Annotated in this window: 12 protein-coding genes; all 12 read left to right on the forward strand. The window is 37.9% G+C overall.

Annotated elements, in window-relative coordinates; all coding sequences use genetic code 11:
* The first annotated feature begins 342 nt into the window (after positions 1-342).
* The 12 genes from FZF08_RS29485 (at position 343) to FZF08_RS29540 (ending at position 13,013) form a co-directional block, all read left to right on the forward strand.
* Entirely contained in the window at positions 343-966 is a 624-nt protein-coding gene (locus FZF08_RS29485; RefSeq protein ID WP_159477756.1) for a TMEM175 family protein, read from the forward strand.
* Between the two features lie 525 nt (positions 967-1,491).
* On the forward strand, positions 1,492-2,229 hold the full coding sequence (locus tag FZF08_RS29490; protein ID WP_159477761.1) for an SDR family oxidoreductase: 738 nt from the start codon (positions 1,492-1,494) through the stop codon (positions 2,227-2,229).
* 30 nt (positions 2,230-2,259) lie between these two features.
* Positions 2,260-3,174: an AraC family transcriptional regulator gene (locus FZF08_RS29495; RefSeq protein ID WP_159477764.1), complete on the forward strand. Its 915-nt coding sequence runs from the start codon at positions 2,260-2,262 to the stop codon at positions 3,172-3,174.
* 279 nt (positions 3,175-3,453) lie between these two features.
* A complete protein-coding gene (locus FZF08_RS29500; protein WP_159477767.1) occupies positions 3,454-4,194 on the forward strand; it encodes an SDR family oxidoreductase in 741 nt (246 codons plus the stop codon).
* A 27-nt stretch (positions 4,195-4,221) separates the two neighbouring features.
* Positions 4,222-5,136: an AraC family transcriptional regulator gene (locus FZF08_RS29505; RefSeq protein ID WP_159477770.1), complete on the forward strand. Its 915-nt coding sequence runs from the start codon at positions 4,222-4,224 to the stop codon at positions 5,134-5,136.
* Between the two features lie 267 nt (positions 5,137-5,403).
* Positions 5,404-6,309, forward strand: coding sequence for an NAD(P)H-binding protein (locus FZF08_RS29510; RefSeq protein ID WP_159477773.1), 906 nt, complete (start codon positions 5,404-5,406; stop codon positions 6,307-6,309).
* 181 nt (positions 6,310-6,490) lie between these two features.
* A complete protein-coding gene (locus tag FZF08_RS29515) occupies positions 6,491-7,528 on the forward strand; it encodes an aldo/keto reductase (protein ID WP_159477776.1) in 1,038 nt (345 codons plus the stop codon).
* 54 nt (positions 7,529-7,582) lie between these two features.
* A complete protein-coding gene (locus FZF08_RS29520) occupies positions 7,583-8,497 on the forward strand; it encodes an AraC family transcriptional regulator (protein ID WP_159477779.1) in 915 nt (304 codons plus the stop codon).
* A gap of 486 nt (positions 8,498-8,983) precedes the next feature.
* Positions 8,984-9,961, forward strand: a complete 978-nt coding sequence (locus FZF08_RS29525) for an NAD(P)H-binding protein (protein ID WP_159477782.1) — start codon at positions 8,984-8,986, stop codon at positions 9,959-9,961.
* A 43-nt stretch (positions 9,962-10,004) separates the two neighbouring features.
* Positions 10,005-10,802 (forward strand): hypothetical protein, encoded by a 798-nt coding sequence (locus FZF08_RS29530; RefSeq protein WP_159477785.1) that lies wholly within the window; start codon positions 10,005-10,007, stop codon positions 10,800-10,802.
* Positions 10,790-11,710 (forward strand): AraC family transcriptional regulator, encoded by a 921-nt coding sequence (locus tag FZF08_RS29535; RefSeq protein WP_159477788.1) that lies wholly within the window; start codon positions 10,790-10,792, stop codon positions 11,708-11,710. Before FZF08_RS29530 ends, FZF08_RS29535 begins: the two co-directional genes overlap by 13 nt.
* A 244-nt stretch (positions 11,711-11,954) precedes the next feature.
* The gene (locus tag FZF08_RS29540; protein WP_159477791.1) at positions 11,955-13,013 is read left to right on the forward strand and encodes an endonuclease/exonuclease/phosphatase family protein; all 1,059 of its coding nucleotides are present in this window, start codon (positions 11,955-11,957) and stop codon (positions 13,011-13,013) included.
* Positions 13,014-13,018 lie beyond the last annotated feature (5 nt).

Raw genomic sequence — 13,018 nt, forward strand, 5'->3', positions numbered from 1 at the left:
CAGAAATAAGGTACGGTTAAAGTGTTCCAAAGCCAGACACTTAATCATGATGTTGGCTGTTGGATTGCACAACCTTAGAAATAAATTCAGAAAGCCAATAATAAATCATTCGTGATATTGTCTAATAAACTATAAAAAATAAAAATGAGGAAAAAGTATCAATTATCTTAATTATTTTAGCTGCGATAGTTTCAGCTATAAGTTTCAGATAAAGCACAAAAGTGTACGCTCAATTTGTACTTCAAAATTCTGTAATTCTTTGGGCTGACAATCCGGCAATGACATTTGCATAACCAGAGGTCCCGGATACGATATTTAGGAAACAATTTCAAAAAGAAAACAATGAATAAAAGCAGATTAGAAGCTTTTAGCGATGGTGTACTTGCTATCATTATTACCATCATGGTTTTAGACATAAAAGTACCCGGGCAATCCGATTGGGATGGATTAATGCATCTGTTACCAACCTTAACCAGCTATGTATTAAGTTTTGCATTGGTGGGTGTATATTGGAACAACCACCATCATTTACTAAATTCTTTAAAAAAAATTTCTTCTAATATCATGTGGTCGAATTTGAATTTGCTGTTTTGGTTGTCTTTAATTCCTTTTGGTACAAAATGGATGGGAGAAACACATTTCAATAAATTCACATTGATCCTTTATGCTATTTTATTGGTCATTTGCGGTTTGTCTTACAGCTTACTCCAAAATCAGATCGTTATCAGTCTAAAAGGTACAAAATCCGACTTGCCAGCCATTATTAAGAAACAAAATTTCAAAGTTTTAATATCAGGCGCAGCAGCGTTATTGGCCATTCCAGCGGCTTATGTAGATACCAAAATTTCTTTGGCACTTTTTGCCACTTCTTCTATTATTTGGATCATTCCAAGTAAGGCAATTGAGAACGAACTTTCTAAAAAAGACAAAAATGATACAGATACAAAAGAAACCAGAGCAATTTAATACTACCTTTTTTAATGGAAAATTTGTTGTAAACAAACCTGTGGCTCCGTATTCAAATCATTGAAAAACTTACGTTTAACAAGGGAACCTGAACAAGTCTAATGTTGGATGATGATAGCAGTTACACATTTTATGTTTTAAGTGGTAGCGATTTTGGCTGACAATCAGCCTATTGAAAATATGATGCAGTTAGACTTTCTTACACAATAGAACTTGATATAGATTTGAAAGGCAAGCTTTTATCTTTCAGACGCTTACAAAATTTGATTGACAAACGGTATGGACTATGTAGTAAAGAGAAAAAAAATTTATGTCCTATCCGCATAGTGCAAGAAATACTGTCCTCGTTTTTGCGCTTTAATCATTTTTAATGAAATGGAAGTTGGCAGGCTGAAACTTGCTGCGCCTATCCTTGCTTTCTCGTTCTGGCTTTGAAATTCCTCAATTAGGCTACTTACTGCCATGGGCATCTGCTGACATTTGTATTGTCAATGATGACAAGGAATTTTAAAAAAATAAGTTAAAATGAAAAATGCATTCATTACAGGAGCCAACAAAAGCATTGGTTTTGAAATCGCCAGACAATTGTTGCAAAAAGGATATCATGTATATCTCGGTACCCGGAATTTAGAAAATGGGCAGGAAGCCGTAGAAAAGCTTAAAGCGGAGGGTTTGACCGAGGTGGAAGTCGTAGAAATCAATGTAAGCGATAGTGAATCTGTAAAAGCCGCCAGAGCGGAAATTGGTACGAAGACCGACGTTTTGGATGTCTTGATCAACAATGCAGGCATCAACGGCGGAATGCCGCAAACTGCTTTAACAGCGAACGTGGAGGTGATGAACGAGGTATATAACGTAAATGTTTTCGGCGTTGTAAGGGTTACCCAGGCATTTATTGATCTTTTGAAAAAGGCGGATGAGCCTCGTATTGTAAATGTTTCTTCGAGCCAGGCTTCGCTCACCATGCACAGCGACCCGACTTCGAAATACTATAACCATAAAGGCGCTACCTATCATCCGTCAAAGGCGGCATTGAATATGTATACCATTAATCTGGCTTACGAGTTGCGCGACACGGCATTTAAAGTGAATGCAGTTGATCCGGGTTTTACTTCCACGGATTTCAACAATCACAGGGGAACGGGTACGGTTGAAGAGGCCGGCGCTCGTATCGTAAAATATGCGGTTATTGACGCCAACGGCCCAACGGGTAAGTTTTTTAGTGAAGAAATTAATCCTGCCACAGGCATAATTCCCTGGTAAAAACGGACTGTTTTTAATTATATTCGTAAGATGAAAAAAGATGAACATATTCCGCAAAAATTCAATTCCTTGTCTGATTTTCATCGGGTGCTTGGCTTACCAAAGCCAATGCACCCACTGGTGAGTCTGATCGAAATCGAGACGGTCAATAACGCAGCGGAGGAAGTTGGCAATACTTTTACGCCGAACTTTTACAAGATTGTATACAAAACTAATCTTTGCGGCAAAGCAAAATACGGACAAAGTTATTACGACTTCGGTGAAGGTGGTCTTATATTTACGGCCCCTAATCAGGTTTTTGAAACACCCAGAAAAGGTGATAGTTCAGGTTTTGCCCTGCTGATCCATCCGGATTTTTTTCTGACCTATCCTTTGGCTGTTAAAATCAAACAATTTGGCTTCTTTTCGTATGCGACCAACGAGGCTTTGCATTTGTCGGATCAGGAAAAAGAAACCATTATGTCAATTTTTAAAATCATTGGGGATGAATTAAAAAGCAGAATCGATGATTTCAGCCAGGATGTGATGATTTCCCAGATTGAGTTGCTTTTGAATTATTCCAATCGTTTCTACAAGCGGCAATTCATCACGCGGAAAGCAATAAACAGCGACTTGCTACAAAAACTGGAAGAAATTCTGGATAATTATTTCAACCACGAAAAATCATTGATGCAGGGAATTCCGACGGTTCAATACCTTTCGGAACGCCTGAATGTATCGCCCAGTTATCTGAGCGATATGCTCCGTTCGCTGACCGGGCAGAATGCGCAGCATCACATTCATAATAAACTCATTGAAACGGCAAAGGAAAAATTATCGGCCAGGGACTTATCCGTCAGTGAAATTGCCTACGCACTGGGCTTTGAACATCCACAGTCTTTTAGCAAACTTTTTAAGACCAAAACGAACTTGACACCGCTGGAATTCAGGAATTCATTTAATTGACGGGAAGTATTGCCGGAAATAGTAGCGTTGCTCCCTATTGTAAATCTGACGACGAATTTTGAAAATAGCTTGTTGATTTTATCATATTAAGCGGTCGTTTGATTGATGGTAAATGTAGTGGATTTGGGTGTTTTGGCTGATAATTGATTTTATGTATAACGGAAGTAGTAGTCACGGTAGATCGACAACCCGTAAAAATTCGGCTACAAAATTTACCAACCTCACTACTTTTCCAAACCAGAAAAACAGGAATTTTGCATTATCATTAAATAAAAAAGTATGCAAGATCTGATTAAAGGAAAAGTAGTTGCTATCACAGGAGCAAGTAGTGGAATTGGAAAAGCGATTGCCAAAGCATTAGCTAAAAATGGCGTTAAAGTCGTATTAGGTGCACGAAGAAAGGACCAGCTGTCCAAGATTGTTGAAGAAATCAGGAATGATGGCGGCGACGCTGTTTTTACAATAACAGACGTCAAAAAGAAGTCTGATCTGGTTCGTTTGGTTAGCGTATCCATTGAACAATACGGAAAGTTAGACGTGATCATAAATAATGCAGGCATAAGCCAACTGAGCCGGATCGATGATCTGGATGTAGACGGTTGGGAAGAAATGATCGATATTAACTTTAAAGCTGTTCTATATGGAATGGCGGCTGCAATTCCTGTTTTCAAACAACAGCAATCAGGTCATATTATTAATATCATTTCCACGTCAGGAATAAAAATTGTTCCGATGCAAGGAGTTTATTCGGCGACTAAAAATGCAGTTCGCACAATCACAGAAGCGTTTCGCCAGGAGTCGGATGGAAAGATAAGAATTACCGGAATTTCACCTGGATTTGTAAAAACAGGTTTAGCCGATGAGATGAAAAATCAGGAAATTAAAACAGCCATCCTGAAAAATATGGACGCATTGGCGATAAGTCCGGAAGCCATTGCCAGTGCTGTTATTTATGCTATTAGCCAACCTAAAGAGGTGGAAATTGGGGATTTGGTTATTCGTCCCGCAGCACAAAATTGATTAATTTAGGTATATTAAAATGGGAGCGTGGATATTAAACAAAACATATATCATTTCGATAATATTTCGCAGTTACTGCGTTATCTGGGGCTTCCGGCGCCTTCGCATCCTTTGGTCACCCTGGTAGATTACAACACCGTTTCGATGAATGCTATCGAAAAGGGAATGAAAATCAGCCTTGATTTTTATAAAATCTCATTCAAAAATAAATTCAGCGGACAGCTAAAATACGGACAAGGGTATTATGATTTTGAAGAAGGTGGATTGGCTTTTTTGAAACCAAAACAAATTGTTGTTGCTTCCCAAAATGCAGATAGCTATGAGGGTTATGTATTATATTTTCACCCCGACTTTATAAGAAATTATCCCTTGGGTAATTCTATAAACCAATTTGGTTTTTTTTCGTATTCCGTTTCCGAAGCTCTTTTTTTGTCGGCAACAGAAAAAAATATTATTGGTAATTTGTTCAGTACAATAGCACATGAATTGGGAAATAATATCGACCAATTCAGTCAGGACGTTTTGGTATCACAAATGGAATTATTATTAAATTACAGCAATCGTTTCTATAATCGTCAGTTTATTACCCGAAAGATGATCAGCCACGAAATCATAGTTTCGTTGGATAAATTGTTAGAAGAATACTTTAAAAAAGAGGATGGTTTAAAGTATGGTTTGCCTTCTGTACAATATATCAGCACGGAATTAAATTTATCCCAACGCTATTTAAGCGATATGTTGCGTTCACTCACCGGGCAAAACACACAACAGTACATTCAAAATAAAGTAATTGAAGTTTCCAAAGATTTATTGAGTGCAACTTTACTTTCGGTTTCAGAAATCGCTTTTAAATTAGGCTTTGAACATCCGCAGTCGTTTAGTAAATTATTTAAAATTAAAACTGATTTGACACCTTTGGAGTACAGACACAATTTCAACTAAAAAGTTCTACCGCCAACAAGGTTTGCAAAACGGTCGGCTTATACGATGTTGAATTGACCATTGGAATTTTATTCTGCATTTCTCTAAATGGAATCGCTCGGAAACTACGATTTTACTGGTAATTTCGCCACAACCTGAAAATTCCGAAAACATTCTCACCCTGAAATTTTAACCGCTTTCTTGTTTAGACTACAAGATTCCTCAATTAGCCTACATGCGCCAGTATTCACCTGACGACATTTGTATTTCAAATTTAAAAATAGCAATATGAATATCGTACTTACAGGTTCTTTAGGGAATATTGGAAAATTACTCACACAAGCGTTGGTGCATAAGGGGCATATTGTCACCGTTATCAGCAGTAATACCGACAGAATCAAAGACATTGAATCGCTTGGTGCAGAAGCAGCCATAGGCACAATGCAAGACACTGAATTTTTATCAGCAACTTTCAAAGGTGCCGATATAGTTTATACGATGGTAACTCTTGATCATCGAAGTTTCTTTGATCCAAATGTTGATATGCTGGCGGATATAGCCCGGATCACCGAAAATTACAAACTGGCTATTGAGACGTCGGGAGTAAAAAAAATTGTACATCTTAGTAGCGTTGGAGCGCATACAGACAAAGGAAATGGCAGTTTGCTGATGCATTTCAATGCAGAAAATTCTATGAATCAATTGCCGGATGACGTTTCTATAAAATTTATGCGTCCTACGGGTTTTTTTACCAATTTGTTCAGGTCATTACAATCCATAAGAACAAAAGGTGCCATCATCACAAACTATGGAGGCGACACGAAAGAGCCATGGGTGTCACCCATGGATATTGCTGCGGTCATTACCGAAGAGATGGAAATGCCTTTTGAAGGCAGAATGGTTCGCTACATAGCCAGCGATGAAGTTTCACCAAACGAAATTGTAAAAGTTTTAGGCGAAGCGATTGGAAATCCTGACTTAAAATGGCTGGCCATTCCTGATGAAGAATTGCTAAATGGTATGTTATACGCCGGGATGAATCCGCAGATAGCAAACGGTTTGGTGGAGATGCAGGCCGCACAGGGAAATGGTACTTTATATGAGGATTTTTACCGTAACAAACCCTTTTTGGGAAAAGTGAAACTGACTGATTTTGTCAATGAATTTGCAATAGTTTATCATCAATTGGTTTGAAAAAGCATTGGGTATTGGTGCAAATAAAAGTATTTGATTTGAAACGAAAAATGAAACAGTGTAAACGCGGAAGCGACAAATAGCTCAGTCCTCATTTAGAACACAAATAACTTCATTTTGCACACAGGCAGCATTTATTAACGCATCACCTTTGTGTTACATTAATAAATAAACCAATAAGATGAAGTACAAGATACTGGGAAATACAGGTTTGAAAGTTTCTACCCTTTGTCTGGGGACAATGAATTATGGCGGAAAAGGGTTTTTTGGCTATATGGGCAATCTTGACCAAGACGAAGTCGACGAACAAATCAGAACAGTGACCGAGGCAGGTGTCAATTTTATTGACACGGCAAACATTTATTCCGAAGGACTTTCAGAAGTCATGATCGGCAAGGCCATCAAAAATCTTTCTATAAACAGGGACGACCTGGTGTTGGCGACCAAGGTGAGAGGGTCAATGGGAAAGGGTGAAAATGACAGAGGTCTCTCTAAAAAACATATCATCCAGCAAGTTGAAGGTAGTTTGGAAAGGCTCGGGACCGATTATATTGATCTCTATCAGATTCATACCGCGGATCCGTTAACCCCGATTGAAGAAACCATCCGGACTCTGGACGATTTGGTACGAAGTGGGAAAATCAGGTATTTCGGTGCAAGTAACATGGCTGCCTGGCAGTTGATGAAGGGCCTTGCTTATTCGCAATACAATCATTTGGACAGGTTTGCTTCCCTGCAAGCGAATTATTCCCTGGATGTCAGAGATGCAGAACGGGAAATTGTACCGTTACTGCTGGACCAAAAAGTGGGTATGATGATCTGGAGCCCTTTGAGCGGTGGCTTACTCACGGGAAAATATAAAAGAGGCGGGCAAAAAGAAGCGGGCAGGCTTAGCAGTTTTCCATTTCCCCCTTTTCACGAGGAAAGAGCTTATGATGTTTTGGATGTGCTTGCGCCCATGGCCGAACAAAAACAGATTTCCATTTCGCAGCTGGCACTGGCCTGGTTATTACATCAGCCCGTTGTGAGCAGTGTTATTATCGGTGCCACAAAATTACATCAGCTTCATGATAATTTGAAAGCGGTTGACGTTACATTTACTGCGGAGGAATTATTGCAATTACAGGAAGCAAGTAAGCTGCCGGTTGAATACCCGGCAAACGTTTTGGAAGTGATGACCATGGACAGAGGCGCAGGAATTGATTTTTTAAATGCTTAACTTTTATAACGGCCTTGCAGACAGTATAAATTTACTGTCTGCTTACCTTTGGATATGAAACCGATAACGCCCAATATCAAAAAGATAACTTCGGTAAAAGAACTGCATTCTTTTGCGGGTTTGCCAAGCCCTCTGAATCCCTTGATTACCATCATCGACCATGCGCTCACAAAAAATGCCAGTCAACCGGCCGACCAAAAAATGCTTTTGGATTTTTATAACATTTCGATAAAAAGAAGTTTTAAAGATGAATTAAGGTATGGCAAAAATCATTATGACTTCGATGACGGCACCATGTCCTTTATTGCCCCTAACCAGCTCATTTCCATTGATGGGGATGATGACAGAAATAAGGATGGCTGGTCTTTATTGTTTCATCCAGATTTGATCAGAGCATATCCATTGGGACAGGCCATTAAAAATTATGGATTTTTCTCCTATGCAATTAACGAGGCATTGCACCTTTCAGACGATGAAGAAAAGACAATTGAGGCCATTGTCCAAAACATTCAAAAAGAAATAAATGCAAGGTTGGATCATTTCAGCCAAGATGTTATTGTATCGAATCTGGATCTGCTTTTGAGTTATTGCAACCGGTTTTACAGCCGTCAGTTTATTACCAGAAAAATGGCATCCAGTGACTTACTCACCAACTTTGATCATTTGCTGAACAGCTATTTCTCCGGAAATGCGGATTTACCATTACCAACGGTTGAAAAACTGGCAAGCCAACTCCATGTTTCATCGGCCTATTTAAGTGATATGCTGAGAAGCCTCACCGGGCGGAACACACAGCATCACATTCATAACCGGCTGATTGAAAGGGCAAAAGAGGTTTTAATAACCACAGACCTGAGCGTCAGTGAAATCGCCTATCAACTAGGCTTTGAATATCCGCAGTCATTTAGTAAACTTTTTAAGACTAAAACAAATTTCACACCGCTGGAATTCAGGAATTCGTTTAATTGAAGCAAATTAGTACAGTGTAATGAATTTATCCGGAGATTTTCTTTATGAATCTGAACGGTTCGGGATTGCTTTTCATGGTAGAGCGGGCATTGGGGTTAAGCTTTTTCTTTCGCCCTGTTTTCGTTTTTCCTGTGGTTATAGCGGGGAAAAAGTGTTGATGGTAGCAGTTTTGATGTGTTGGATTTTGTATATTGAAATCGTTAGTCTATAACATTGACTGACAACTGACAGACACAATAATAACTAAACACGCTAAATGAAAATAAAAACGGGTAGCATACAGAATTTCCAACGAAACATTGGCTGACTTTTAAACAAAGAAATCGAGAACGACTAATATGAAGCTTTGGTCATTTATGTTTTATTTTCATAATAAAGCTAAATACACAAATCTGCAAACCTTATATTTTCATAAGATAAAAGTAGATTTGGTTAAACCTGTTTATTATTTGTTGCTGACTTTTGCAGTAAATAAAAACGGAAAAAATGAAAATAATTATCACCGGTTCATTAGGGAACGTCAGCAAGCCACTTGCAACAGAATTAGTACAAAATGGGCATACTGTTAGTGTTATCAGTAGTAATCCTGCAAAACAAAAGGAAATTGAAGCATTGGGAGCAGAAGCAGCCATTGGTTCAATTGAAGATGTAGCCTTTTTGACGCAAACTTTTGCAGGTGCAGATGTTGTATACTGTATGTTACCTCCATTCAAATTCAGAGAAGACCCAAATCTTGACGCAAGAGCTGAGGCTTTTCGACTTGCCACAAATTACACTCAAGCTATAAGGCAGGCAGGCGTCAAACGTGTGGTTCATTTGAGCAGTATCGGGGCGCATTTAGAAAAAGGCAATGGGCTTCTTGCATTTCATTTTATTGCCGAAAAAGTATTCAGGGCACTACCTTCGGATGTTGCCATCACACATATGCGGCCGGTTGGCTTTTACTATAATTTATTCGACTTCATAGAAACCATTAAAGGCGAAGGCTTTCTCGACAGTTTTATTGGGAAAATATTGACAATTAAGTACTATGGTTTAGTGGGTTTTATACAAGGTAAAAGAGGACTTATCATGTCAAACTATGGTGCCGGCGACAAAATGCCCTGGGTTTCCCCAGTTGATATTGCTGCTGCCGTTGCAGAAGAAATTACTAATCCAGTCAAAAATAGAAAAGTGCGCTATGTCGCAAGCGAAGATTTAACTTGCCGCGAAATTGCAGGTATTTTGGGAAATGCCATTGGAAAACCCTATTTGAAATGGGAAACAATTAGCGACAAACAAATGCTCAGTGCTTTACAGCAATATGGTGTTCCTTTTAGCCTTGCCAAAGACATTACCGAAATGAATGCAAGTATGCACAACGGTTTGATTTTTGAGGATTATTATAAAAACGTTCCAACTTTGGGAAAAGTAAAACTGAAAGAATTTGCCAAAGAATTCTCGATCAACTACAACAAAAAATAATTATTTTAAAATTAACCGTAGTATAAAGAGTATAAAACTTAAAATGACCCTCATCGTGAATGATCTTTTCGCATACTTCAAGGATAAAAATGAGCCTTTATTGCTTTTCACACTGCTCTGCTTTATCGGAGGCTTTATTTGTTTTATACTAAGCAGATATAGTACCATTCAGGTTATAGGAATGAGTGCCTGGACAAAGCCATTGAAGTTTTTTATTTCTATAGGAATTTTTGCTTTTACCATGGCTCTGTATTTGGTTTATTTAGACAATCAACGGCTGGTCAATATTTATTGCCGGAATTTTATGGTGTGTTTTTCCGCTGAGTTGATATTTATTACACTTCAGGCAGCACGTGGCAGAAAATCGCATTACAATACAGAAACGCCAATTGACAGAGTGATTTTTGCATTAATGGGATTGGCTCTCATGGTCATATTGATTCATACTATTTTTATTATCACGTTGTTCTTTACTCAAAAACATTTTAATGCCAGTGATGAGATGATTTTAGCAATTCGATTAAGTTTAATAATCACGGTTTTATTTATGTTGCAGGGTTTCACCATGATAAGCCTTTTTAAACACACCATAGGTGCCGAAGACGGTACACAAGGAATACCCGTTTTAAACTGGAGTAAAAACTATGGCGATTTAAGAGTGGCTCATTTTCTAGGTATGCACGCATTGCAAGTCATTCCATTTCTTACATTAATTCTGGCAAGCTCTAAAAGAGACGTATATATTATAAGTATAATCTATTTTTCATTCGTAATATTTACATTGGTTCAGGCTTATCAGGGAAAATCATTTATTAACCAACAGGCACCATGGAAGGTATAAAACCCTATAGAATTAAGACAATCAGTGAATATAATTCGATTTTAGGAGTCGCTAAACCTGCCCACCCACTGATTAGCCTGATCAATCTGGACAATTTTAAGCCCGTCAAAAGCAACATAAAAATCAGCGTAGTATTTGATTTTTATGTTATTTCTTTAAAAAGAAAATCTCAAGGTGCTATCAGCTACTTTTATGGGCAGCAGCCATACGATTTTGACCAGGGAATTCTTTTTTTCATTGCTCCCAATCAGGTTTTTTCGTTTGAAGCGGATGATGACTTTACATCCAGCGGATGGATGTTACTCATCCATCCCGATTTTTTGTGGAATACACCATTAGCCAAATCCATCAAACGGTATGAGTATTTCAGCTATTCTGTAAATGAAGCTTTGCATCTTTCAGAAAAAGAAGAAAACATCATTAATGGAATAATGCAAAATATTGAACTGGAATATCAGGGTAACATTGATGGATTCAGTGAACCACTGATCGTAACACAAATTGAAACGTTTTTAATTTATTCTGACCGGTTTTACAATCGTCAATTCATTACCCGAAAAAAGATAAATCATCAAATTCTGAATCGTTTAGAAGATATTCTTGATGAGTATCTGAACACTGAGGTTATGCAAGGTAAAAGACTTCCCACAGTAAACGATATTGCTGAAATATTAAATATGTCACCTAATTATTTAAGTGGATTGCTCAAAGTGCTGACAGGAAAAAGTACACAAGAGCATATACAAGATAAAGTTATCGAGAAAGCAAAAGAGAAACTATCAACCACCAACTTGTCTGTGAGTGAAATTGCCTACGAGCTGGGTTTTGAATATCCACAGACATTTGGAAACTTATTCAAGAAGAAAACAAACGTTTCACCATTGGAGTTTAGACAATCATTTAATTAGATTTGCAGACTGGGATATTTGTATAGTCCACTTTTTTAACCATATTACTATTCTGATGATTTCGATTATAGTCAGAATGCTAACCGAGTTAATGATAACTTTTGGAACTTTTTTTACCGCAAAAGCGTGCGCCGGAAATTAACCATGTCATCATGATTATGTTTAAATTGAAAACGATATCAATTCGGGAAAAGGTTTATTACAAACAATTTCAAACCAGCCATATTTCCAAAGAATATTCAATATGAATTCGGTAAAAATAATTTTAGAAGTTAGTGGGATCCTCCTCATCATTTTTTCTCTCATTCCCTTGATAAGAAACGATTACTGGATATTTAGAGTCTTTGAATACCCTAGACTTCAGAAGCTTTTCTTAAACCTTGTGGTCATTATAGTTTACCTCTCTCTATTTGTTGTAAGATCCCCGTATGAATTTTCATTTCTGGTACTGCTTACAGGCAACATATTGTACCTGATCTATCAGATTTTTCCGTTTACAATTTTTTCAGAGAAAGCAATACATAATATATCTTCGCGGGATGTTGAAAATCAGATAACAATAATTTCGTCCAATGTTTTTCAGGACAATAAAAATACAGGCGGATGTTTAAAAATGCTTTATAAGCACGACCCGGATGTTATTCTTCTTTTAGAAACAGATCATTTTTGGTATGAACAGACAAAAGAATTGCAGGATAAATATCCCTATAAAATCCTTTCTCCTCAGGAAAATACTTATGGCATGCTGCTATATTCTAAACTGGAATTGATCGACCCGCAGATCAGGTTTCTTGTCGATGATCAGATTCCGTCAATCAAAACCAAAATTAAACTGCCATCCGAAACACAGGTAGTATTTTACTGTGTCCATCCTACACCACCGGTACCAGGTGAAAATAGTCATTCAACCGAAAGAGACAAGGAGCTGTTGACCGTAGCAAAAGAGATAAAAAAAAATAATAAATCCACTATCGTCGTAGGCGATTTAAATGACGTTGCCTGGTCCTATACAACAGCCCTGTTTACAAAAATAAGTGGTCTTCTTGATCCCCGTATTGGCAGGGGTTTTTATAATACTTTCCACGCCAGGCTGCCTTTTCTGCGATTTCCTTTGGACCACGTTTTTTGTTCGACAGATTTTAAATTAGTAAGACTCGCACGTTTGGAGAATTTTTCTTCGGATCACTTTCCGATACTTATTTCTCTGCAATATGAACTTGGTGCAAGCGTTGAACAGGACGAGCCCGTTGCAGATGCCGAGGATATTGAAATGGCAGAGGAAAAAATAAATAAAGATACCTGATTCAC

This window comes from Dyadobacter sp. 3J3, assembly GCF_009801115.1.
Lineage (GTDB): Bacteria > Bacteroidota > Bacteroidia > Cytophagales > Spirosomataceae > Dyadobacter.

What these genes read in the sequence shown, in the direction of transcription:
- FZF08_RS29485 (WP_159477756.1), top strand. Translation starts at nt 343, where the DNA reads ATGAATAAAAGCAGATTAGAAGCTTTTAGCGATGGTGTACTTGCTATC.
- FZF08_RS29490 (WP_159477761.1), top strand. Translation starts at nt 1,492, where the DNA reads ATGAAAAATGCATTCATTACAGGAGCCAACAAAAGCATTGGTTTTGAA.
- FZF08_RS29495 (WP_159477764.1), top strand. Translation starts at nt 2,260, where the DNA reads ATGAAAAAAGATGAACATATTCCGCAAAAATTCAATTCCTTGTCTGAT.
- FZF08_RS29500 (WP_159477767.1), top strand. Translation starts at nt 3,454, where the DNA reads ATGCAAGATCTGATTAAAGGAAAAGTAGTTGCTATCACAGGAGCAAGT.
- FZF08_RS29510 (WP_159477773.1), top strand. Translation starts at nt 5,404, where the DNA reads ATGAATATCGTACTTACAGGTTCTTTAGGGAATATTGGAAAATTACTC.
- FZF08_RS29515 (WP_159477776.1), top strand. Translation starts at nt 6,491, where the DNA reads ATGAAGTACAAGATACTGGGAAATACAGGTTTGAAAGTTTCTACCCTT.
- FZF08_RS29520 (WP_159477779.1), top strand. Translation starts at nt 7,583, where the DNA reads ATGAAACCGATAACGCCCAATATCAAAAAGATAACTTCGGTAAAAGAA.
- FZF08_RS29525 (WP_159477782.1), top strand. Translation starts at nt 8,984, where the DNA reads ATGAAAATAATTATCACCGGTTCATTAGGGAACGTCAGCAAGCCACTT.
- FZF08_RS29530 (WP_159477785.1), top strand. Translation starts at nt 10,005, where the DNA reads ATGACCCTCATCGTGAATGATCTTTTCGCATACTTCAAGGATAAAAAT.
- FZF08_RS29535 (WP_159477788.1), top strand. Translation starts at nt 10,790, where the DNA reads ATGGAAGGTATAAAACCCTATAGAATTAAGACAATCAGTGAATATAAT.
- FZF08_RS29540 (WP_159477791.1), top strand. Translation starts at nt 11,955, where the DNA reads ATGAATTCGGTAAAAATAATTTTAGAAGTTAGTGGGATCCTCCTCATC.